This is a genomic window from Vibrio clamense, assembly GCF_050337905.1.
GTDB classification, from domain to species: domain Bacteria; phylum Pseudomonadota; class Gammaproteobacteria; order Enterobacterales; family Vibrionaceae; genus Vibrio; species Vibrio cortegadensis.
This window is the reverse complement of record NZ_JAKJTJ010000026.1, coordinates 22547-45036: the sequence shown is the minus strand read 5'-3', so window position 1 is coordinate 45036 and position 22490 is coordinate 22547. Positions and strand designations below refer to the sequence as shown.

Below are 22490 nucleotides of genomic sequence, written 5' to 3'. Positions count from 1 at the left end.
CACCGAAAGCATAAGTTACATATGCTGCATTTCAATTTTGAGCAGACAAAAACTCTAAATAATAATGTTAGTTAAAGTATTTTCAGCATATTAAAAAGGTCGGAGTATGGCTTATATCGTTTTTACATGGGTGTGCATTTCAATATTTTGTGCATCTTTCTGGATAAGAGAAACACAGATTGAACCCAACTCGGACGTCGATGAAATATGACTTCCACCGCAAGGTATAACCGCTAAATCATGCCCTGGGAGTTGCCATTGCCAATATCTAGAGTCCGTTAAGCTTTCACCATCTAGTCTCATACTGACCATACTCTCTGTTGATAGCCATTCACCAATTTGTTGATTAACTTTTACCTCAATATCCGCTAATTCAGCGAAAACGTCTGCCGTATTAAGCCCGCGCTTTCTTAATGTTTTTCCAAGTCGATACACATCATCGCATCGATCAGGTGTCACAAAACTGGTTTCTTGTGCGTAGCTATTAAAATCAAAATGTCCTAAAGGATCTTTTCGATCAGCATCTTTTCGCCAATAGCTCTGCGCAAGTACCTTATTCAGTGCTAAAAACGCAATATGACCTGCACTATGTCCACGGCTTAAGCTCTGCTGGTATTCTTTATCAACATTAAGGCAAACGACATTTCCTATATTTAAATCAACTTCAGAGCCGGACAAACAGTGAACAACAACAAAGCTCCAACCGTCGGTGTCGCGTTTTACAGGGATCGCTTTCCCCACATACAATGACCCACTTTCATATTCAATAGCCCCAACCTGACAATCTGACACGCAATATTCATGTTCGCCAAAAGTGATCGTTCCTCTATCTGCGGGATGATCTGGCCAGATATGACTGACAGGGTGAAATGGCGTCTCTCTCACAACAATATAAGTCTGCCCATCTTGTCTGTTTACTAATTGAATTTCAGACTTTAACTGCCAAGTATCGTGGCAAAACAGGGTTTTTGTTGGTCTTATTTGCATGACATAACCTTCTTAAATTAGTGTTCGTCGCTACCGAAGGAGAATTATCGCCTTCAGATAGACAAAAAGCGCCCGTTATCTACATAACGAAGGCGCTTTTTTTATTCATTTCGCATTTGACCGTTAACTACTTCTTACGGCCTTTCATCATTCCCATCACGCGTTTACGTTGGCGTTCTTGAGACAATGTCATTTTATTTGTTTTACCTTCAAACGGGTTGTCACTGTTTTGGAACTGAATACGAATTGGTGTACCCATGATTTCCAAAGAACGACGGTAGTAGTTCATTAAGTAACGTTTGTACGAATCAGGAAGCGACTTAACTTGGTTTCCGTGAACAACAACGATTGGAGGGTTGTAACCACCCGCATGCGCGTATTTCAGTTTAACACGACGTCCGCGAACCAATGGTGGTTGGTGATCATCCGTTGCCATTTTCATGATACGAGTTAGAACTGAAGTACCAACACGTGTCGTCGCTGATTTGTAAGCTTCTTGCACAGATTCGAACAAGTGACCAACACCAGTACCGTGTAAAGCTGAGATAAAGTGAATACGAGCAAAATCAACAAAGCCTAAACGGCGATCGAGCTCTTTCTTCACGCTCTCTTTTGTATCGGTATCCAAACCGTCCCATTTATTAATGGCAAGAACAATAGAACGACCAGAGTTCAGAGCAAAGCCCAGTAAGCTGAGATCTTGATCTGAAATATTTTCACGAGCATCAATGATCAGCAACACAACGTTTGCATCTTCAACGGCTTTCAGTGTTTTCACTACTGAGAATTTTTCTACTGTTTCATTGATATTCTTACGACGACGAACACCCGCCGTATCGATCAATACGTATTCACGCTCATCACGTTGCATTGGGATATAGATAGAGTCACGTGTCGTACCTGGCATATCGTATACTACAACGCGTTCTTCACCCAGAATACGGTTAGTCAGTGTTGATTTACCTACGTTTGGGCGACCAATGATTGCGAGTTTAATTGGTTGCTCTTGTAGACGTTTGTACTCTTCTTCAGCCTCAGCTTCAGTGTATTCAAGTTGCTCTTCTTCAGCATCTTCAATATCCGTCAGATCAACAATTTCGCCACTTTCATTCTGAAGTTTTTCAGCAAATGGTGTCAGCGCAAGATCAATCATCGCCGTCACACCACGGCCATGAGCCGCGGCAATTTGATACATATCTGATACGCCAAGTTTCCAGAACTCAACACAAGCAGCATCCGCATCAATACCATCCACTTTATTCACGACAAGCATGAATGGCTTTTCAATTTTACGTAAATGCGTTGCAATGGCTTCATCAGAAGGTGTCAGACCCGCACGGCCATCTACCATAAATAGCACAACATCAGCTTCATCAATCGCCGCTAGCGACTGCTCAGCCATTTTAGTTTCAACACCATCTTCCGTTCCATCAATACCGCCAGTATCGATTACGATGAAATCATGTTCACCCAAATGAGCATGGCCATACTTACGGTCTCGTGTTAAACCAGGGAAATCCGCAACCAACGCATCACGAGTACGCGTCAAACGGTTAAATAACGTAGATTTACCTACATTAGGACGCCCAACAAGAGCAACAACAGGAACCATAACAACCTCTAAAATTTTCTAGTCTGATGTAGTTATAGGTAAATTCTAATACCATTCTTGGTGTATTTACCTATAACCACACAATATTTTATTTTACTGATATCCATATTTCAGTAATAAAACAGCTCCTAGCTGTTACCAACTAGGAGCCGAATGTGAATTATATCACGTTATCTTATTTGATCTGCAGTTTCTTTACATCACCATCACGTGTGACGATTAAATAACCATTTTCCAGTTCTATAGGACCAATGGCAAAACCACTGTTATCGACAAATTGCTGTGCGACAAACTCACCAGAGTTACGATCGATCCAGTGTAGATAGCCTTCGCTGTCACCCACAACGACATAGCCATTAATAAGGCTAGGTGCCGTTAGCAGTCTATTTTCTAACTGATCATTGCTCCAAAGCTCTGTACCACTTCGAGCATCTACCGCTGCGATATGATCTTTATCAGTCACAACAAACAAGCTTCGCCCGTCACTTCCCATATCGATAGCAGAAGAGTAGTTACGCTTCCAAACTGGCTTTCCAGAACGAAGATCAATCGACATTAACTGACCATTAATACCAACGGTATACAGCTTTCCACCTAACACAATCGGAGAAGCATCGACATCAACCAACCGATCAATTTCAGTCGCGCCTTTTGGTGTTCCAACGGGTTGTTGCCAAATTAGTTGACCACGTTCAACAATGGCTGCGGCTAAACGTCCGTTTGCCGTTCCCCAGAACACGCCGCCTGAAACCGCAACGGGAGAGCTATCACCACGCAATGTTAAGTTAGGTACGTCGGTGCTGATCGTCCACTTCTGCTCACCATTCTCTTTATCTAGCGCAATTAACATTCCGCGACTGGTATGAACAATGATTAAGTTATTTTCAGCTACAGGTGCCGCTAATACTTCCCCATTCACTTCAGCACGCCACGCTTCTTCACCCGTTTCTTGGTTCAAAGCAATGACTTCACCATTCTCACTACCGATGTAAACTTGACCGTAAGCGGCAACTAAACCACCGGATAAACGAGCAATCACATCTTGTTCAAGATCCGATTCCCAAATCGCTTTGCCTGTTTCAGGATCTAATGCTTTGACAACACCATCGCGACTTGCGACAAAGATTTTGTTGTAAGCTAATTCTGGCGTTAACTTCGAGAAATAGTGCCCGACACCATCACCAATCGATGCAGACCAGTCGATGCTAGGCGTAAACTCGCTCGATACCACTGGCACAGGAGCCATGATGACCGTATCTTCTTCACTTGCGCAACCTGCCATTGTACCAATGACGACAGCGCAGAGGAGAGCTTTGTTGAACATCTTTTTCATCAATGATTGCCCTTATTTAGCAAGATCATCAAGCTTAAATTTGAGGCCTTGGCTTGCATCAGCGGCTTGTTGAGCCTCAGAGTAAGCACGGTAAGCTGCGTCTTTATCACCTTGACGAAGTGCTAGATCACCACGAAGTTCCGCAACACGACCTGTCCAGCTATCATCAGTGATAGTATTGAGTTCAGCCATCGCTGCATCTAGGTTACCTTGCTCAGCTTGAATACGAGCAACGCGGTAACTAACTAGTGGTGCTAAAGCGGCATCTTTGGTTGACGCTTTCGCCCACTCTAGTTGCTTAAGCGCGTTGTCATACTCGCCTGCATCCACTTGAACTTTTGCGAGTTGAAGTGCCGCTAATACCGAATATTCGATATCTTGGTTTTCATCAATAAAACCTTGTACTTGAGCTTGCGCGTCTGCACCTTGCTCAGTCAGTGTGGTGATGGTTTTGATGTAGCTTTCAGAAGCAAGATCGCGAGCCTCAAGAGCTGCATCTTGGTAGTAGCGCCAGCCAAAAAGACCACCTAAGCCAAGAACTGCACCAAAAATTACCGCTTTACCGTTCTCTTTCCACCAATCTTTAATCGCTTCAACTTGTTGTTCTTCGCTATCGTAGAGTTCCACTTCCTGTCCTCTTTTATTCTGTTTCTAAAGTGGATTCAATTTGATCACTTCAGACTAATTCTAACCATTGAAGGACGAGCTTATTCTCACCCCTCAATAAATATTTTCTATAGTAAGCTGCTTAGCTTCGTTGCCGCTTCAGTTTGTGCGACAATTTCTTGCTCTCCACGAACCAAATCTTTAACGACGACTGTATTGTCTGAAACTTCACTCTCGCCAAGCATCATAACCACAACGGCACCGACTTTATCTGCACGTTTAAACTGCTTCTTAAAGTTACCACCGCCAAAGTGATTCATTACTCGAACACCTGGAATGGATTCTCGTAGTTGCTCTGCGAGCTTCATTCCTGCCATCATGGTGCCTTCACCAGACGTCACGATATAAGCATCGACACTACGGCGAACATCCGTCAGCTCTAGGGTTTCCATCATCAGAACGAGACGCTCTAAGCCCATAGCAAAACCAACTGCAGGTGTTGCTTTACCACCAAGCTGTTCAACTAGGCCATCATAACGTCCACCACCACAAACAGTGCCTTGAGCACCTAAGCTTTCAGTGATCCACTCAAACACCGTGCGGTTGTAGTAATCTAAACCACGAACTAAACGCTGATTAACTTGGTATTCGATACCCGCAGCGTCAAGAAGTTCACACAAACCTGCAAAATGTTGTTTTGACTCTTCGCCTAAATATTCTGCTAGTTTTGGAGCATCCCCTAAAATCGCTTGAACAGCTGGGTTTTTAGTATCTAAAACACGCAATGGATTAGTGTGCATACGACGTTTGCAATCTTCGTCGAGTACATCCATATGCTGCTCTAAGAATGCAATCAAAGCAGTACGGTAGTTCGCGCGATCTTCTTGTGAACCAATCGAGTTAAGCTCTAAACGTACATGTTTCTCGATACCAAGTTCGCGCCATAAGCGAGCCGTCATCATGATAAGCTCAGCATCAACATCAGGGCCGTTTAGACCAAACACTTCTACACCACACTGGTGGAACTGACGGTAGCGACCTTTTTGTGGACGCTCATGACGGAACATTGGCCCCATATACCAAAGGCGTTGCTCTTGGTTATACAGCAGGCCATTTTCGATACCAGAGCGAACACAGCCCGCAGTACCTTCTGGACGTAAAGTTAAGCTATCGCCATTACGGTCTTCAAATGTGTACATCTCTTTTTCAACCACATCGGTGACTTCACCAATTGCACGGCTAAATAGATGCGTCATCTCAACGATTGGCATACGAACTTCGTTGTATCCATATGCGCTGATAACATTTTTAACTGCGCCTTCAACTTTTTGCCAAAGTGGAGACTGAGTTGGGAGACAATCGTTCATGCCTCGAATTGCTTGAATAGTTTTTGCCACAATACTTACCGTAATATCTCGTTGAGAGTAATTATTCTTCTACGCTTTTCACATCAATGCGATTATTTTCATCAAGCATTGACGCTTTAGCACGAATTCTGGTTTCTAGCTGATTTACAAGATCATCATTATCGAAACGGACTTTTTGGCGTTGACCATCTTCATAGAACGCACTCTTCTTATTACCACCAGCGATTCCCATGTGAGAAACTTCCGCTTCACCTGGGCCATTGACGACGCAGCCAATGATAGAGACATCCATAGGGGTAATAATATCTTCTAAACGCTCTTCTAATGCATTCACTGTGTTGATCACATCAAACTCTTGACGAGCACAGCTAGGACAAGCGATAAAATTAATACCGCGAGAACGAATTCGTAGGGATTTTAATATATCAAAACCTACTTTAATCTCTTCGACAGGATCCGCCGCTAAAGAGATACGTAGCGTATCGCCAATCCCTTCCGCTAACAGCATACCAAGGCCAACAGAAGATTTAACCGCGCCAGCACGAGCACCACCCGCTTCGGTAATACCAAGATGGAGCGGTTGAATAATCTCTTTTGCTAGCAAGCGATAGGACTCAACCGCTAAAAAGACATCTGATGCTTTCACACTGACCTTAAATTGATCGAAGTTCAGACGATCTAAGATATCAACATGACGCATAGCTGATTCGACTAAAGCAGCTGGCGTTGGTTCCCCGTATTTCACTTGAATTTCTTTTTCTAGTGAGCCACCGTTAACCCCGATACGAATCGGAATGTTTTTATCACGAGCGCAGTCAACAACACTACGAATACGCTCTTCGCTCCCAATATTACCAGGGTTGATGCGCAAACAATCCACACCGTACTCCGCCACTTTTAAGGCAATACGGTAATCAAAGTGGATATCCGCAACCAGAGGAATCGATACTTGTTGCTTGATTAACTTAAATGCTTCTGCCGCATCCATTGTTGGGACAGAAACCCGAACAATATCGGCACCAACATTTTGCAGTGCTTTAATCTGAGCAACCGTTGCTTCAACATCAGTTGTTCTTGTGTTGGTCATGGATTGCACCGCAATTGGCGCACCATCACCGATCGGCACATCACCAACGTAAATACGTGATGATGGACGGCGAATAATTGGGGATTCGTATTGCATATTGGCTTCTAAGGTAAGGTGAATCTTGCTACTTTCCCTGAAGTATACCCAGAAAGGTCGACAGGTTCACTCGCAAATGTCATTGATACGCCTTCTGGCGCACCTAGAATCACTTTTACAGGTCCAATCGCGGACAATTGAATAGTCTGTCCTGCTTTTTTAACACCCGTAGAAAGTGTTTTTCCATTAGAATCTTTCAATAAGATCCAACAGTCCGATGTAAAAGTCATACTGATCGCTTTCTCATTTGAGTCAGCGGAAGTGTTCGATTCGGTGGTTGGTGTGCTGATCGTAGCCGTCGCAGTTGGCTGTACCATCTTATCTTGAACTACCGGTTCTTGAATCTGCTCAGACGCGGCGATATTAGAAGATAAATCTGCTGAACCTGAGTCAACTTCAACACTGTTTGCCACAGGTACTTCAGACGTCAAATCATTTGCATCTTGAGATAGCGTATCCTCAACAGCGGGCGCGACTAACTCTTCTGATTCAGTGCTGATCGTATCAACGGCAGCTGGTTCAGCTAAATCTTTAACTTCAGCCTTGGCCTCAGTCGTTTCATTCAATGATATGGTCAGCGTATCTTGTTGCTGGTTTTGCCACCACCATAGCGAGGAAATACCCGCAATAATGGCGAAAATGCCCCAAGTCAGCTTCATAATTCTGTTGTTATGCTTCTCTACTTTGGTTTTGCGCGAGAAACTTTGCATCTCTTGCTCTTTATGTTGAGCATCGCCAGTATGATCAAGAGCGGAAAGCACCTCTTTTTCATCAAGAGAAACAGCTTTAGCGTATGATCTTAGGTAGCCACGGGTAAACGTCGCCACTTGAACAGATTCAAATTCATTATTTTCTATTTTTTGGATGGTCGAAATACGTAATCTTAAACGATCGGCTATCTGCTTTTGGCTTAACCCAAGCAACTCACGTTTTTGTTTCAGTAGCGTTCCAGCTTCTATTTGTACTGGTGCTTGATCTGTACAGCTTTCTTGTTCCGTCGTCATCTGTAATGTACTTCTTAATCTGATATCGTCAGCTGAACTAAACACTACGCCTACCTTTTTAATTCTATTTATTGGTATATGCGTATTGACGCTCACGATATGTAAATGAATGATCTCGTGTATTACAGCTGAAAAAAGTTTTATTGTTAGTAAGTGAAATCGATAAATAGTGGTCTATTAAGCGGAAAACTAACGATTCTAAAACTCTCTACATGCTGCCGATAATCCCTACCAAACTTATTTTTTACTTCCAAGTAAAAAAGTCATGATAAGCGAATCTCATAACAAGGTAAAAACTCTGCATTAGAATTTACAGCGAACTCAAACTTTTGTCCAAAAATTAACGGAAATGTCCGAATAAACAGCGTGTTTAATTAACAAAAAGCTCGATGATCCCCCAAAACCGCGACCTAAAATACAAAAAAGCCAAAAGAGTGCATCTTTTGGCTTTTCAGATTGTAGCGGCTTACTGCTCTACACAGCTTTCACAGGAATCGTTTCACCCGCTTGTCTCTGCTTTGTGCGCTTAGTTCTATCGATCACATCACCCACTAGCTGACCACATGCAGCATCGATATCGTCACCACGTGTTTTTCTTACCGTAACGGTATAGTCGTATTGCATCAACGTTTTCATGAAACGGTCAATACGAGAGTTACTTGGCTTCTTGTATGGAGAGCCTGGGTAAGGGTTAAACGGAATTAAGTTGATTTTCGCAGGCGTATCTTTCAATAGTTCTGCCAATTCATGCGCGTGATCCATGTCGTCGTTGACGTGGTCAAGCAGTACATACTCAACCGTTACACGCCCACGGTTTGCATTTGAAGAGGCAATATAACGGCGTACCGACGCAAGGAAAGCTTCAATATCCCAACGATCATTAATCGGCATGATTTCGCTACGCAATTTATCATTTGGCGCATGCAAAGAAATAGCGAGGGCTACATCGATGTTATCAGTCATTTGATCAAGACCAGAAACGACACCTGACGTTGATACGGTTACACGACGTTTTGATAACGCGAAACCAAGATCGTCGAGCATGATTTCTAACGATGGAATCAAGTTTTTCATGTTAAGAAGAGGCTCACCCATACCCATCATAACGACATTGGTAATTGGACGACGACCTGTCTCTTTTTCTAAACCGATTTCACGAGCGGCACGCCAGATTTGACCGACAATTTCCGATACTTTTAAGTTACGGTTAAAACCTTGCTGACCAGTTGAGCAGAATTTACATTCAAGCGCACAACCCACTTGAGAAGAAACGCATAACGTCGCTCGATCGCCGTCTGGGATATAAACCGTTTCTACATCTTGATCGCCAACGCGCATTGCCCATTTGATGGTGCCGTCTTCAGAATATTGAGCATCTGCAACAGTAGGTGCTTTGATTTCTGTACGATGCTTCAATTTTTCACGTAACTTTTTATTAATATTGTTCATTGCATCGAAATCATCGACACCAAAGTGATACATCCACTTCATTAATTGATCGGCACGGAACGCTTTCTCGCCAAGCTCTTCAGCAAAAAATTTACGCAGACCTTTGCGATCAAAATCGAGTAGATTTACTTTTTCAGTGGACATGTTGCCTCTCAATGATGGAACGATATTTAAGGGCGCGAATTGTACAGCCTTTATTCGGGGACAACAAGAGTTGTAAATCCATGACTTTGTTAAGGCATTAATTTTATGTTGGTTATTTTTTAATCATACCCAATATTTAATAGCGGAGACAAAAAAAGGAAACCGAAGCTTCCTTTTTATTAGTCATAAATCTGTCACTGGGTATATTAATGACTCATTACCCACTGAATACTCTAGCGAGGGCAAATTTCAGATTCAGGGAAAAAGAACTCGATTTCACGAGCAGCCGATACAGGGCTATCTGAACCATGAACTGAGTTGTAACGCATGCTGAGTGCGTAATCGGCACGAATCGTTCCGCACGCTGCTTCTTCTGGGTTTGTTTTACCCATCAGCTCACGGTAACGAGCAATCGCATTTTCACCTTCAAGTACTTGAACCATGATAGGTCCAGAGGTCATGAACTCTTTTAATGCTGGGAAGAACTCTTTGCCTTCATGTTCAGCATAAAAGCCACTCGCTTGCTCTTCTGTCAAATGCACCATTTTAGCGGCAATGATTCTTAGACCTGACTTTTCAATTCGGTGATAAATTTCACCAATTAAGTTACGTTCTACTGCATCGGGCTTAACGATAGAAAACGTTTTTTCTAGAGCCATAAGGTATCCCTTCTACTTCCATTTGTTGTTATGGGGACTCGAACAGAGAGTCCCTGAATATTATTTTGCTTGTTCGATAAGTATGTTCGCTAAGGTGCGAACGCCCATACCAGTTGCGCCTGCCGCCCATTTATCATTCGCTGATTTACGGTAAGTGCCAGCACAGTCAAAGTGCAACCAACCTTTTTTGTAATCATCCACAAAGTAAGACAAGAATGCCGCGGCTGTACTTGCTCCAGGGCTGTAATCGCCACTGCTGATATTGGAGAGATCAGCAAAGTTGGATGGCAACATGCTACGGTGAAAATCGGCAAGAGGTAGAGGCCATAGCCCTTCTTTCTCTTGAGCTGCACTGGTTAGCGCTTGGTGTGATAGTTCATCATCAAAGCTCAGTAGTGCATGGTAGTCATTACCCAGCGCGTTTTTCGCGGCACCGGTGAGTGTTGCGCAGTCAATGATTAACGCAGGGCTTTGCGCACTGGCGTACAGCAAACCATCCGCTAGCACTAAGCGACCTTCCGCATCGGTATTCATTACTTCAACGGTTTTGCCATTTTTATAAGTGATCACATCACCAAGTTTCAATGCTCGGCCTGAAATCATATTCTCTGCGCAGCATAAGATAAGCTTCACACGCTTATTGAGGCCACGGCTAATCGCAAGGGCAAAACCACCCGTGATCGTGCCAGCACCGCCCATATCAGATTTCATTGCGGTCATGAATCCAGATGGTTTCAAGCTGTAACCGCCTGAATCAAAAGTGATACCTTTACCCACAAGACAAGCGAAAACAGGGGCATTTTCATCGCCTGTTGGGTTGTAATCTAATTGCAGCATAGCTGAGGTGCGTGAAGAGCCGCGACCAACGGCATAAATGCCTTCCCAGCCTTCTGTAAGAAGATCTTTGTCTTTCACGATTTTAGCGGTAATTGTGCCTTCTGGAGCGACTGACTTGATAAACTCAGCGGCCATTGTGGCAAGTTGACGGGGAGCCACTTCTTCTGCGCTTTTATTGATGATATCGCGAGTCCAATCGGTCGCTTTGATTCGAGCTTCGAGCTCCGCTTGTTCACCCTCGGCAAGTGAATCCCACTCAAGATAGTTTTTTTTCTTTGGTCCACGGTAGCCTTGATGGAAGGCCCAGACACTTTCTAAGCTCCAGCCCTCGCCTTGTAGTGCAATAGACTGAATGCCCTGTCCGTCTAACTTACGTGCAGCGCGTTGAACGGCGCCAAAATCATGCGACTCATTTAAGTGAATCGTTGCGCCATTTTCAGAAAATGACAAAATTGCGTTCTCTCCCCACTGAGGCTGGGCAGTTTCTTTACTTAAAAATACAGACATCTGTGTAGACATGGTTTCTCCTTGTCCGAGATAGCGTTTCTACGCCATGTGTGATTACTTTGTGATATTGGCTAGATGTTAGCATTTTGTAGAGATAAAAGGTCGCTATGATAAAAAAACGGACCATAAGGTCCGCTATTTTTAGTAAGAAATGTTAACTGCGCTACGTTTTCAAAACACGAATCATTCAATTAATCCGCTTCATCCATCCAACATAGAATTACCGCTTCTAATATTTTCTCATTAGAGTTATTGGGTTCATCCTCAAATCCGTCTAATTCCGTGATCCATCGATGTAAATCAGTGAAGCGAACGGTTTTAGGATCGGTGTCTGGATATAAGTCGCAAAGCTCAATCGCAATATCTCGCGAATCAGTCCATCTTAAGCTCATAATCAACTCCTTTAATTATCGTTAACGTTGAAGCGCGTCTTAATGATCTTCAGATGCGTGGTTCAATGTGTATTTAGGGATCTCAACGACAAGGTCTTCATCGGTTACTACGGCTTGGCAACCTAAGCGAGATTCAGGCTCCAGTCCCCATGCTTTATCTAGCATGTCATCTTCCAGCTCTTCACTCTCTTCTAGCGAGTCAAACCCTTCACGGATGATCACGTGGCAAGTGGTACAAGCGCATGATTTTTCACATGCATGCTCAATTCCGATACCATTTTTTAGTGCTACATCAAGAACAGTTTCGCCCTTTTGAGCTTCAAATACTGCGCCTTCAGGGCAAAGATCTTCATGAGGTAAAACAATTATTTTAGGCATTCTTAATCTCGGTCTTCATATAACTAATTAATATTGGTCAAATTAACGATTAAATATCGTTGACTGACTGCCCTGATAAAGCAGCTCGAATCGATTTGTCCATACGACGAGAAGCAAAGTCTTGGCTTGCTTTATCTGTCTCTTTTATTCCTAATTCAATCGCTTCGGCACTGTGGCCATTTCGCAATTCAATCAATGATTCGATGGAGGCTAGCAAAGCTTGCTTTTCTGTCTCTGAGAGCAGTTCATCGCCATCCGCATTCATCGCAACAATCAAGCCTTCTATGACTCGGTCCGCTTCCACTTTTTGCTCTGCCAGAGTACGTGCATCCATATCTTCTTGAGCGTATGTCATCGAATCTTTCAGCATGCTTGCGACTTCATTCTCACTTAAACCATAGGAAGGTTTAACTTGTATCTCCGCTTGAACGCCAGTGCTTTTCTCCATAGCAGTAACAGACAGTAGGCCATCAGCGTCTACTTGGTATGTCACGCGGATATGCGCTGCACCTGCCGCCATTGGTGGAATACCTTTAAGCGCAAAACGAGCCAGTGAGCGACAATCGTCTACCATTTCTCGTTCACCTTGGACGGTATGTACGGTCATTGCCGTTTGCCCATCTTTAAAGGTGGTAAATTCTTGAGCTTTAGCTACTGGGATAGTGGTATTACGTGGAATAATTTTTTCAACCAAACCACCCATGGTTTCAATACCGAGTGACAGTGGGATAACGTCTAGCAGTAACATTTCAGAATCAGGTTTGTTGCCTACTAAAATATCCGCTTGAATCGCTGCGCCTATCGCGACAACTTCATCAGGGTTAATGCTTGTTAGAGGTGTTTTACCAAAGAAGTCACCCACCATGTCACGCACTAATGGCGTTCTTGTTGAACCGCCCACCATCACGACGTTCTGTACATCATCAGCATCTACATCTGAATCTTTCAGCGCACGTCGGCAAGACAATAAGGTTTTTTTAACAAGTGGTCGTAAAATATCATTCAGTTCGTCACGGCTTAATGTGCCATTCCAGCCGAGTATACTGACTTGGGCAATATCACTATCTGAAAGGGCAATTTTAGCGTCAGTCGCAGCATCCAATAACTGGCGTTGCTGCTCCGCTGTGATTGGAGCATCAAGATTAATTTGGCTTTGGAAATGTTCAGCGATCAAGTGGTCAAAATCATCTCCGCCTAGTGCTGAGTCGCCGCCTGTCGCCAACACTTCAAAGATACCTTTAGACAGTCGAAGTATCGAGATATCAAAAGTACCACCACCGAGATCGTAAACAGCAATAACGCCTTCTTGACCTGAATCGAGACCGTATGCAATGGCTGCTGCTGTTGGTTCGTTTAGTAGACGTAGAACATGTAAGCCAGCAAGGTTTGCCGCATCTTTTGTTCCCGCACGTTGGGCATCATCAAAATAAGCAGGGACAGTAATAACCACACCAGACAGTTCACCACCGAGCGTTTGCTCTGCGCGATGAGATAGTGCTTTTAAAATATCCGCCGATACTTGAATCGGGTTTTTAGCCCCTTGCGCGGTTTCTAAAACTGGAAGTCCGTTATCACTTGCAACAAATTGGTAAGGCAGTGAAGGATAGCGAGATTGAATATCGGCTAATGAACGACCAATCAGACGTTTTACTGAAATGATCGTATTTTTTGGATCTGTCTGCGCCAATGCACGTGCGTCATGACCGACTGAGTGCGTCACGGCATCGCTTTGTGCTGCCGGGTAATGAACAACCGATGGCAAAATACTGCGCTGTTGCTCATCCAATAGGGTCGTCGCGTTTCCACTACGAACACTTGCCACTAATGAGTTAGTCGTACCGAGGTCGATACCGACGGCAAGTTTATGTTCATGAGGTGCAGAGCTTTGGCCGGGTTCTGCAATTTGGAGTAGTGCCATGGGTTGGTCCTTATTATCTAAACTAACCGAGTAAACGATCTTCGACGAGTTCTATTTCATGCTTTAATTTCGCAACAAACTTTAGCTTTCTTACTCTATCCGCAGCTTGAATCCATAGGTTTTGATCTAATTCTTCTTCTATGGCTTTTAAATGCTGCTTATACATTTTGCTTACTTTGCTATCAAAGTCATAGACAGCATCTTCAACATCAGCACTTGCAGCGATATCTTCTAGCTCTTCACGTAGTTCCATCTGTTCCATTAGAAACTCAGGATCTTGCATCGTCTGCTGCTCTGCTCGAATATCAATACTTTGCAATAAAAGCATGTACTCTGCACGAGAAATGGGATTTTTTAATATTTGATATGCATCGTTAATTTGCGCCGCTTTTTGAACTGAAAGCAGGCGATCACGCTCAGATGCCGTCGCAAAGTTATCTGGGTGAAAACGACGTTGCAGTTCTCTAAACTGCGAAGAAAGAAGGCTACCATCCAGTGAAAACTGAATTGGTAGCCCAAATAATTCAAAATGATTCATGTAAAAATCAGGTCCTAAGTTCTAGGCCCTAGCTAAGAGCCTAGCTAATATGGAATGGCTATTTATACGTTAAAGCTTTCACCACAACCACACTCGCTTTTCGCGTTCGGGTTGTTGAATTCAAAGCCTTCGTTAAGCCCTTCTTTCACATAATCAAGCTCAGTGCCATCTAGGTAAACCAAGCTTTTCGGGTCGATAATAACGGTGACACCTGAATGTTCAAACGTTTTGTCTTCTTCATTCAAGTCATCCACAAATTCTAAAACATAAGCCATGCCGGAACAGCCCGTCGTTTTTACACCTAGTCTCAAACCGATGCCTTTGCCTCGATTATCTAGAAATGCTCTAACTCGGCTTGCTGCTGCTTCTGTCATTGTGATGGCCATACTACAACCTTGTTCTATTTTTTGTGGAATTCATTTAGGAGGCTTTCACCTCCCATTGTTATTAATCGAGGTTATTAATCGTGTTTCTTTTTGTAATCAGCAACAGCCGCTTTAATTGCATCTTCGGCAAGAATTGAACAGTGTACTTTCACTGGAGGCAATTCTAGCTCTTCTGCAATTTCTGCATTTTTGATTGCTGCCGCTTCGTCAATGCTTTTACCTTTAACCCACTCAGTAACCAGTGAGCTAGAAGCAATCGCAGAACCGCAACCGTACGTTTTAAACTTCGCATCTTCGATAATACCTTCTGGTGTTACCTTGATTTGTAGTTTCATTACATCGCCACATGCTGGAGCACCAACCATGCCGCTACCTACACTTGGGTCTTCTTTATCAAAAGCACCAACGTTGCGTGGATTTTCGTAGTGATCAATTACTTTTTCGCTATAAGCCATGATAGTTTCCTCTCTTCCTCTACTGACTAGGGATTAGTGATGCGCCCACTCAACAGTGTCCAGATCAATCCCTTCTTTATACATATCCCATAGAGGAGACATGTCGCGTAATTTGTTTACGGCTACACGAATTTGTTCAATTGCGTAGTCCACTTCTTCTTCCGTAGTAAAACGGCCGAATGAAAATCTTACTGAGCTATGTGCTAATTCATCATTTAGACCAAGTGCACGTAGAACATATGACGGTTCCAAACTTGCTGATGTACAAGCTGAACCTGAAGACACTGCAAGATCTTTAAGAGACATAAGCAGCGACTCACCTTCTACGAAGGCAAAGCTAACGTTAAGGTTGTGCGGAACACGTTGGTCCAAATCACCGTTAACGGTTACGGCTTCAAGATCTTTCACGCCGTTGAGTAAACGCTCACGTAACGCTTTAGCATGATCAAAATCGAACTGCATATCTTGTTTAGCAATGGCAAAAGCCTCACCCATGCCCACAATTTGGTGCGTCGCTAAAGTACCTGAACGGAAACCACGCTCATGACCACCACCATGCATTTGCGCTTCTAGGCGAATACGTGGTTTACGGCTAACATAAAGCGCACCAATGCCTTTAGGTCCATACACTTTATGAGCTGATAGTGAAATCAGATCCACTTTCATCTCTTGTACGTCTAGTGGAATTTTACCCGCTGATTGTGCGGCATCGACGTGGAAAATGATTTTGCGTTCACGACACATTTCACCAATTGATGAGATATCTTGAATCACACCAATTTCGTTATTCACGTGCATGATAGAGACAAGAACGGTGTCTTCACGCATTGCTTCTTGAAGCTTATTCAGATCGATGATGCCATTCGCTTCTGGTGCAAGGTAAGTAACTTCATAACCTTCACGCTCAAGTTGGCGACATGGATCTAATACGGCTTTGTGTTCTGTTTTGCAGGTAATGACATGCTTACCTTTCTTACCATAAAAGTGCGCGGCACCTTTTATCGCAAGGTTATCTGATTCTGTTGCACCAGATGTAAATACGATTTCACGTGGGTCTGCATTCAATAAACCTGCGATCTGCTCACGAGCGTTATCAACTGCTTCTTCAGCCTGCCAGCCATAGCGATGCGAACGAGATGCCGGATTACCAAAGTTTCCGTCCATCGTCATGCATTGAACCATCTTTTCAGCCACTCGAGGATCTACTGGACATGTTGCTGAATAGTCAAAATAAATAGGCAGTTTCATTCTCTACTCCAATGTAAACATGGTCGCTTATGAGCGAACATTGACACCGATGGGAGCGGTGCTTGTATTTTTTTGTGCAAACCCATGATTTACCGCAAGATCAATGTCTTGTCGGCCTGAAATTTCTAACACTTCATTATCTTCCATCAACTCTCCAAGAGTGATGTTATTTAAGAAGTCGCTAATGCGTGAACTTAAATCGCGCCAAAGTGTATGAGTAAGACAGCGAGTGCCACCCTGGCAACCCTCTCGCCCATGGCACTTAGTTGCATCTACTGATTCATCGACGGCGGCAATCACGGTTCCAATCGCGATATCATTGGCATCTGCGCCTAAACGATATCCACCACCAGGGCCACGTACACTTGCCACTAAACCCGCTTTGCGTAACTTGGAAAATAACTGCTCTAAATATGAGAGTGAAATACCTTGTCGCTCTGAAATATCAGCCAGAGGCACGGGGTTATTTGTCGAATGCAATGCAACATCCAGCATGGCTGTCACCGCATATCTTCCTTTAGATGTAAGTTTCATACCATCACCGTATCCACATTGATTATGTGGATACGATTTTTCCATACCCGACTATTTTAGTCAAGTATTTATTTGACTGTTTTAGTCAAGTATTTAACCCTAATATAAAAGCGGTTATTTTGAGCTATTTATGCTTCTTTCTACAGAGGTCAAAACACCTCTTAAGGTATTGATCTCTTGTAACTCTGGTCTAGCTCGGCTAAATAATCGACGTAATTTATTCATCACTTGCCCAGGCTGTTCCTTAGAGATGAATTGGGTATCCAACATCACTTTTTCAAGGTGTTCATAGAACATTTCTAGCTCTTTGTGACGTGGGTACTCTTCTTGTTCTTGAGGTGCATATTGGCTTTTCTCTCTTTCAAGATGTGCAACCCTAATTTCATAGCTTAAGGTTTGTACTGCCATTGCTAAATTCAATGAACTGTATTCTGGGTTAGCAGGTATACAAACGTGGAAGTGACATTTTTGCAGCTCTTCATTAGTAAGACCTGTACGCTCACGACCAAAAATAAGTGCCACTGGGTGCTTTTCACCCTCTACGGAAAACTTTTCACCGCACTCTCTTGGTTCTAGCATCGGCCACTCTAGAGTACGCGAACGAGCACTTGATCCTACAACTAAACCACAATCTGCGATTGCTTCATCTAACGTCTCAACGATTTGAGCGTTCATTGCAATATCCCCAGCCCCGGCAGCCAATGCCATCGTCTGTGAATCGACTTCACACTGGGGAGCCACCAATACCATTTGGTTAAGCCCCATAACTTTCATTGCACGAGCTGCTGAACCAATGTTACCGGGATGAGAGGTTCCTACTAAAACGACTTTTACATTGTCTAACATAACTTGACGACACCACTAAAATTAAAACCGCGAGATAATAACAAAAAACAAAACAAGCTTATATAGCCACCGCGATACTCCTGTCATTCAAGACATTTAAAAACACACTAAACTCGTTAGATCACAGTTTTCATCTGTTATCCGATTCAAAAGCTCATTAAATAACCACTTCCCTTTTAATAAAAGTTTGGTATACTCCCCGCCGCTTTAAATCGTTCTTTAACATCCGTTGGGAAAATCCTTATGCATCCTATGCTAAATATTGCTATACGCGCTGCGCGTAAAGCAGGCAATCATATTGCTAAATCGTTAGAAACTGTTGATAAAATTGAGATCACTCAAAAAGGTAATAACTCATTTATTACTAATATCAATGAAGAAGCTGAATACCTTATTCTTGAAACTATCAAAGCTTCTTACCCAGATCACAGCACGATTGCGGAAGAAAGCGGCCTTATCGAAGGCTCTGATTCAAGTGTACAATGGATTATCAACCCACTGGATGGCACGAATAACTTCGTAAAAGGCTTCCCACACTTCTCAGTATCTATCGCTGTTCGTATCAACGGTAAAACTGAAGTCGCTTGTGTTTATGACCCAATGCTAAATGAGCTATTCACAGCTCAACGTGGTGCTGGCGCTCAACTAAACAATGCTCGTCTACGTGTATCTCAACTTAAAGACCTCCAAGGTACTGTTTTAGCGACAGGCTTCCCTTACAATCAAAAGCAGCACTCTGAAAGCTACCTAAAAGTACTTTCGGCTCTATTTGCTGATTGTTCTGATTTCCGTCGTACAGGTTCTGTTGCGCTAGACTTATGCTACCTAGCAGCTGGCCGTGTTGATGGTTACTTTGAGCTTGGCTTGAAACCTTGGGATCTTGCAGCTGCTGAGCTTATTGCTCGTGAATCTGGTGCTATCCTGACTGACTTTGCTGGCGGTACTGAGTACATGAAGTCTGGCAATATCGTTGCATCAAGTGCACGTGGTGTTAAGTGTATGCTTAAGACTATCCGTGAACACGGTAACGAAGCTATCTGTAAGTAATTTAACTTACTCAAAATTGTAAACGCCCGCATAGCAATATGCGGGCGTTTTTTTATGCCTATTACTGAGTCCTTTCTGATTTAAACTTGAATCTTATAGTGCCATCTTTGAAATGAAGCTTTTATGCATGGTTCTGATGAAATAGCGACAAGCAAACAAAAAGTGACAAGCAAATAAAAAGCCACTGATTTCTCAGCGGCTTTTTGTGACAACTTGTCTAGATGAGTTAACTCTCGTTAAGGCATCTCGTCAAATTCAGCGCCTTCTTTGTCAATCTGTGGTGGCATTAGGTGTTCACGAGTGATACCTAGTTTAAGAGCCAGTGCAGATGCAACATAGATAGAAGAGTAAGTACCAACAGTGATACCTAACAGCAATGCCGTTGCAAAGCCGTGGATCATTGCCCCACCTTGTGCGAACAATGCAATAACAACAAACAAAGTAGTACCGGAAGTAATCAAAGTACGACTTAATGTTTGTGTGATTGAATTATTCATCACTTCAGCAGACTCACCTTTACGCATTTTGCGGAAGTTTTCACGGATACGGTCAAATACTACGATGGTATCGTTGAGGGAGTACCCCACTACCGTCAATAGTGCTGCCACAATCGTTAAGTCCACTTCAATCTGCATGATGGAGAATACACCCAGCGTGATAATAACATCGTGCGTTAATGCGAGTACCGCACCAGCAGCCAGACGCCACTCAAAACGCATTGATACGTATATCAAAATACAGATTAATGAAACGATAATGGCTAAACCACCCGCTTCAGTTAGTTCATCGCCAACGTTAGGACCAACAAACTCGATACGGCGCATCTCTACGCTTTCGCCAGTTCCATCTTCAATCGCTGATAGAATTTGGTTACCAAGAGTTTCACCTTGAAGGTCATCTCTTGGACGCAAGCGAACCATTACTTCACGAGCAGAACCAAAGTTTTGTACCGTTGCATCGCCAAAACCTTTTGCCTGTAAAGCACCACGAATATCTTCTAGGTTTGCTGGTTGCTCAAAACCCACTTCAATCAGAGTACCGCCCGTAAAATCTAAACCCCAATTCAACCATTTTGTTGAAAGAGTAAAGATTGCAGCACCAATCATGATTATAGAAAAAGCAAAGGCAAATTTAGACCAACGCATAAAGTCGATCGTTTTGTCTGCTTTCAAAATCTGAAACATCACATTTCCCTTAGCTTAGATCGACAGTTTATCGATACGTTTGCCACCATATAGCAGGTTCACGACACAACGCGTTCCAACAATAGCGGTAAACATAGAGGTCAGAATACCGATAGACAGAGTCACGGCGAAACCTTTGATTGCACCTGTACCTACAGCAAACAAAATAATTGCTGTAATTAAGGTCGTAATGTTCGCATCGGCAATAGTACTGAATGCATTGGCGTAACCTTGGTGAATCGCTTGTTGTGGATTACGTCCATCACGTAGCTCTTCACGAATACGCTCAAATATCAGCACGTTCGCATCCACCGCCATACCAACGGTCAAAACGATACCAGCGATACCAGGAAGCGTCATGGTTGCCCCAGGGATCATCGACATGACACCGATAATCAAGACTAGGTTTGCCATTAGTGCCATGTTCGCAATTAAGCCAAACTTACGGTAGTACAGTAGAGTAAACAGCATAACTGCCGCCATACCCCAAACACACGCCATCACACCCATATCGATGTTCTGTTGACCCATAGATGGACCAATTGTGCGCTCTTCAACGATTGAGATTGGAGCAATAAGAGCACCAGCACGAAGTAGCAGAGCTAAGTTATGAGCTTCTGAAGCTGAATCAATACCTGTAATTCGGAAACTACGGCCAAGCGTTGATTGAATCGTTGCTTGGTTGATCACTTCTTCATGCTTAGTCAGGATTACGCTGCCTTCTGGGTTTTTACGCCCACTGTCTTTGTACTCAGCAAATACGGTTGCCATAAGCTTACCGATGTTTTTACGTGAGAACGCTGACATTTTGCTGCCACCTTCACTATCAAGTGAGATATTCACTTGTGGACGACCATACTCATCAACGCTTGAACTTGCGTCTGTAATACTTGAGCCACCAAGAATGACACGTTTCTTCAGTACGACAGGGCGACCATTACGATCTTGTTTGATTTCACTGCCAGCAGGCGCTCGGCCACTTGCCGCTGCTGCTAAGTCAGCTTTATCATCCACTTCGCGGAATTCAAGTGTTGCTGTTGCACCTAAAATTTCTTTAGCGCGAGCAGTATCTTGAACACCTGGCAGTTCCACAACGATTCGGCTTGCACCTTGACGTTGAACAAGAGGTTCAGCAACACCAAGTTCGTTTACACGATTGCGCAAAATAGTAATATTCTGCTCAACTGCGTAGTTACGAATCTCTTGAAGGCGAGCTTCAGTAAACTTAGCCACCAGTGCAAAACGACCATTTGATGCAGACTCAGTAAAAGTCATATCTTGGTGCTTTGATGCAAGGCTCTGTTTAGCTTGGGAGAGTTGCTCTTCATTGCGAAGTAATACTTCTACCGCGTCTTTACCCGATGGGCGAATAGAGCGGTAACGAATTTTTTCTTCACGCAGTTCACTTCTGAAGGCTTCTTCTTGCTGTCCAACAAGCTTACCCATCGCAGCATCCATATCCACTTCCATTAAGAAGTGAACACCACCACGTAAATCAAGGCCAAGTTTCATTGGTGCAGCACCAATAGATTCAAGCCAATCAGGAGTAGAAGCCGCTAAGTTAAGAGCAACAATGACATCTTTGCCTAATGCTTCGCTAACAATATCGCGAGCACTGATTTGAGTGTCAGTATCGGTAAAACGAACAAGAATAGAACCGTTCTCTAGAGCAACGGATTTATGAGATAAGCTCTTTTCATCAAGAGCTTCGGTGACAGCATCCAGCGTCGACATATCTACAGAGGCGCCACGCACCCCTGTGACTTGAATCGCCGGATCTTCACCGTATATATTTGGAAGAGCGTATAGCGCTGCAATGGCGATGGAAAACACCACCATTAAATACTTCCATAACGGGTAACGGTTTAGCACAGCG

The 22490-nt window shown here is 43.4% G+C and carries 22 protein-coding genes; 1 reads left to right on the top strand and 21 read right to left on the bottom strand.

Annotated features, from left to right (window positions below; all coding sequences use genetic code 11):
* Positions 1 to 111: 111 nt before the first annotated feature.
* The 19 genes from L4C39_RS14600 to trmJ all read right to left on the bottom strand — a co-directional run bounded on the left by L4C39_RS14600 (position 112) and on the right by trmJ (position 18383).
* The gene (locus L4C39_RS14600) at positions 112 to 987 is read right to left on the bottom strand and encodes an alanyl-tRNA editing protein (RefSeq protein WP_429746602.1); all 876 of its coding nucleotides are present in this window, start codon (positions 985 to 987) and stop codon (positions 112 to 114) included.
* Between the two features lie 127 nt (positions 988 to 1114).
* Positions 1115 to 2599 (bottom strand): ribosome biogenesis GTPase Der, encoded by a 1485-nt coding sequence (gene der / locus L4C39_RS14595; RefSeq protein WP_017053775.1) that lies wholly within the window; start codon positions 2597 to 2599, stop codon positions 1115 to 1117.
* 175 nt (positions 2600 to 2774) lie between these two features.
* Positions 2775 to 3932, bottom strand: a complete 1158-nt coding sequence (gene bamB / locus L4C39_RS14590) for an outer membrane protein assembly factor BamB (RefSeq protein ID WP_017053774.1) — start codon at positions 3930 to 3932, stop codon at positions 2775 to 2777.
* 12 nt (positions 3933 to 3944) lie between these two features.
* A complete protein-coding gene (locus L4C39_RS14585) occupies positions 3945 to 4559 on the bottom strand; it encodes a YfgM family protein (RefSeq protein ID WP_017053773.1) in 615 nt (204 codons plus the stop codon).
* A 107-nt stretch (positions 4560 to 4666) separates the two neighbouring features.
* Positions 4667 to 5935 carry a histidine--tRNA ligase gene (gene hisS / locus L4C39_RS14580; protein ID WP_429746599.1) on the bottom strand — a complete coding sequence of 423 codons (1269 nt, stop codon included), beginning with the start codon at positions 5933 to 5935 and terminating at the stop codon, positions 4667 to 4669.
* Between the two features lie 31 nt (positions 5936 to 5966).
* The gene (ispG, locus tag L4C39_RS14575) at positions 5967 to 7088 is read right to left on the bottom strand and encodes a flavodoxin-dependent (E)-4-hydroxy-3-methylbut-2-enyl-diphosphate synthase (protein ID WP_017053771.1); all 1122 of its coding nucleotides are present in this window, start codon (positions 7086 to 7088) and stop codon (positions 5967 to 5969) included.
* An 8-nt stretch (positions 7089 to 7096) separates the two neighbouring features.
* Positions 7097 to 8092 (bottom strand): cytoskeleton protein RodZ, encoded by a 996-nt coding sequence (rodZ, locus tag L4C39_RS14570; RefSeq protein WP_017053770.1) that lies wholly within the window; start codon positions 8090 to 8092, stop codon positions 7097 to 7099.
* A gap of 474 nt (positions 8093 to 8566) precedes the next feature.
* Entirely contained in the window at positions 8567 to 9685 is a 1119-nt protein-coding gene (gene rlmN / locus L4C39_RS14565; protein WP_017053769.1) for a dual-specificity RNA methyltransferase RlmN, read from the bottom strand.
* A gap of 233 nt (positions 9686 to 9918) precedes the next feature.
* Positions 9919 to 10344 (bottom strand): nucleoside-diphosphate kinase, encoded by a 426-nt coding sequence (ndk, locus tag L4C39_RS14560; RefSeq protein ID WP_017053768.1) that lies wholly within the window; start codon positions 10342 to 10344, stop codon positions 9919 to 9921.
* Positions 10345 to 10404: 60 nt separating this feature from the next.
* Complete coding sequence (gene pepB, locus L4C39_RS14555; protein ID WP_017053767.1) at positions 10405 to 11700, bottom strand: aminopeptidase PepB; 1296 nt, start codon at positions 11698 to 11700, stop codon at positions 10405 to 10407.
* Between the two features lie 179 nt (positions 11701 to 11879).
* On the bottom strand, positions 11880 to 12080 hold the full coding sequence (iscX, locus tag L4C39_RS14550; RefSeq protein ID WP_017053766.1) for a Fe-S cluster assembly protein IscX: 201 nt from the start codon (positions 12078 to 12080) through the stop codon (positions 11880 to 11882).
* Between the two features lie 39 nt (positions 12081 to 12119).
* Positions 12120 to 12458, bottom strand: coding sequence for an ISC system 2Fe-2S type ferredoxin (gene fdx / locus L4C39_RS14545; protein WP_017053765.1), 339 nt, complete (start codon positions 12456 to 12458; stop codon positions 12120 to 12122).
* 49 nt (positions 12459 to 12507) lie between these two features.
* The gene (gene hscA / locus L4C39_RS14540) at positions 12508 to 14376 is read right to left on the bottom strand and encodes a Fe-S protein assembly chaperone HscA (RefSeq protein WP_429746595.1); all 1869 of its coding nucleotides are present in this window, start codon (positions 14374 to 14376) and stop codon (positions 12508 to 12510) included.
* A gap of 22 nt (positions 14377 to 14398) precedes the next feature.
* On the bottom strand, positions 14399 to 14914 hold the full coding sequence (gene hscB / locus L4C39_RS14535) for a co-chaperone HscB (RefSeq protein WP_017053763.1): 516 nt from the start codon (positions 14912 to 14914) through the stop codon (positions 14399 to 14401).
* Positions 14915 to 14976: 62 nt separating this feature from the next.
* Positions 14977 to 15300, bottom strand: coding sequence for an iron-sulfur cluster assembly protein IscA (gene iscA / locus L4C39_RS14530; RefSeq protein ID WP_017053762.1), 324 nt, complete (start codon positions 15298 to 15300; stop codon positions 14977 to 14979).
* Positions 15301 to 15374: 74 nt separating this feature from the next.
* Positions 15375 to 15755 carry a Fe-S cluster assembly scaffold IscU gene (iscU, locus tag L4C39_RS14525; protein ID WP_017053761.1) on the bottom strand — a complete coding sequence of 127 codons (381 nt, stop codon included), beginning with the start codon at positions 15753 to 15755 and terminating at the stop codon, positions 15375 to 15377.
* A 33-nt stretch (positions 15756 to 15788) separates the two neighbouring features.
* Positions 15789 to 17003 (bottom strand): IscS subfamily cysteine desulfurase, encoded by a 1215-nt coding sequence (locus L4C39_RS14520; RefSeq protein ID WP_017053760.1) that lies wholly within the window; start codon positions 17001 to 17003, stop codon positions 15789 to 15791.
* Positions 17004 to 17030: 27 nt separating this feature from the next.
* Entirely contained in the window at positions 17031 to 17537 is a 507-nt protein-coding gene (iscR, locus tag L4C39_RS14515) for a Fe-S cluster assembly transcriptional regulator IscR (protein WP_017053759.1), read from the bottom strand.
* Positions 17538 to 17651: 114 nt separating this feature from the next.
* Entirely contained in the window at positions 17652 to 18383 is a 732-nt protein-coding gene (gene trmJ / locus L4C39_RS14510) for a tRNA (cytosine(32)/uridine(32)-2'-O)-methyltransferase TrmJ (protein ID WP_113796577.1), read from the bottom strand.
* 243 nt (positions 18384 to 18626) lie between these two features.
* On the opposite strand from trmJ, the gene suhB reads away from it, so the two are divergent.
* Positions 18627 to 19430 carry an inositol-1-monophosphatase gene (gene suhB, locus L4C39_RS14505; RefSeq protein WP_113796579.1) on the top strand — a complete coding sequence of 268 codons (804 nt, stop codon included), beginning with the start codon at positions 18627 to 18629 and terminating at the stop codon, positions 19428 to 19430.
* A 236-nt stretch (positions 19431 to 19666) separates the two neighbouring features.
* Here the strand turns inward: suhB and secF are convergent, their stop codons facing one another.
* Together secF and secD are read right to left on the bottom strand one after the other, a co-directional pair.
* On the bottom strand, positions 19667 to 20614 hold the full coding sequence (gene secF / locus L4C39_RS14500) for a protein translocase subunit SecF (RefSeq protein WP_017053756.1): 948 nt from the start codon (positions 20612 to 20614) through the stop codon (positions 19667 to 19669).
* A gap of 15 nt (positions 20615 to 20629) precedes the next feature.
* A complete protein-coding gene (gene secD / locus L4C39_RS14495) occupies positions 20630 to 22486 on the bottom strand; it encodes a protein translocase subunit SecD (protein WP_113796581.1) in 1857 nt (618 codons plus the stop codon).
* Positions 22487 to 22490 lie beyond the last annotated feature (4 nt).

Excerpts from the sequence above, each read along its gene's own strand:
- rodZ (WP_017053770.1), bottom strand. The coding sequence starts at position 8,092 with ATGACGACGGAACAAGAAAGCTGTACAGATCAAGCACCAGTACAAATA.
- fdx (WP_017053765.1), bottom strand. The coding sequence starts at position 12,458 with ATGCCTAAAATAATTGTTTTACCTCATGAAGATCTTTGCCCTGAAGGC.
- iscU (WP_017053761.1), bottom strand. The coding sequence starts at position 15,755 with ATGGCTTATAGCGAAAAAGTAATTGATCACTACGAAAATCCACGCAAC.
- iscA (WP_017053762.1), bottom strand. The coding sequence starts at position 15,300 with ATGGCCATCACAATGACAGAAGCAGCAGCAAGCCGAGTTAGAGCATTT.
- iscX (WP_017053766.1), bottom strand. The coding sequence starts at position 12,080 with ATGAGCTTAAGATGGACTGATTCGCGAGATATTGCGATTGAGCTTTGC.
- suhB (WP_113796579.1), top strand. The coding sequence starts at position 18,627 with ATGCATCCTATGCTAAATATTGCTATACGCGCTGCGCGTAAAGCAGGC.
- iscR (WP_017053759.1), bottom strand. The coding sequence starts at position 17,537 with ATGAAACTTACATCTAAAGGAAGATATGCGGTGACAGCCATGCTGGAT.
- L4C39_RS14520 (WP_017053760.1), bottom strand. The coding sequence starts at position 17,003 with ATGAAACTGCCTATTTATTTTGACTATTCAGCAACATGTCCAGTAGAT.
- ndk (WP_017053768.1), bottom strand. The coding sequence starts at position 10,344 with ATGGCTCTAGAAAAAACGTTTTCTATCGTTAAGCCCGATGCAGTAGAA.
- L4C39_RS14600 (WP_429746602.1), bottom strand. The coding sequence starts at position 987 with ATGCAAATAAGACCAACAAAAACCCTGTTTTGCCACGATACTTGGCAG.
- ispG (WP_017053771.1), bottom strand. The coding sequence starts at position 7,088 with ATGCAATACGAATCCCCAATTATTCGCCGTCCATCATCACGTATTTAC.
- bamB (WP_017053774.1), bottom strand. The coding sequence starts at position 3,932 with ATGAAAAAGATGTTCAACAAAGCTCTCCTCTGCGCTGTCGTCATTGGT.
- secF (WP_017053756.1), bottom strand. The coding sequence starts at position 20,614 with ATGTTTCAGATTTTGAAAGCAGACAAAACGATCGACTTTATGCGTTGG.
- hscB (WP_017053763.1), bottom strand. The coding sequence starts at position 14,914 with ATGAATCATTTTGAATTATTTGGGCTACCAATTCAGTTTTCACTGGAT.
- hscA (WP_429746595.1), bottom strand. The coding sequence starts at position 14,376 with ATGGCACTACTCCAAATTGCAGAACCCGGCCAAAGCTCTGCACCTCAT.
- trmJ (WP_113796577.1), bottom strand. The coding sequence starts at position 18,383 with ATGTTAGACAATGTAAAAGTCGTTTTAGTAGGAACCTCTCATCCCGGT.
- pepB (WP_017053767.1), bottom strand. The coding sequence starts at position 11,700 with ATGTCTACACAGATGTCTGTATTTTTAAGTAAAGAAACTGCCCAGCCT.
- der (WP_017053775.1), bottom strand. The coding sequence starts at position 2,599 with ATGGTTCCTGTTGTTGCTCTTGTTGGGCGTCCTAATGTAGGTAAATCT.
- rlmN (WP_017053769.1), bottom strand. The coding sequence starts at position 9,685 with ATGTCCACTGAAAAAGTAAATCTACTCGATTTTGATCGCAAAGGTCTG.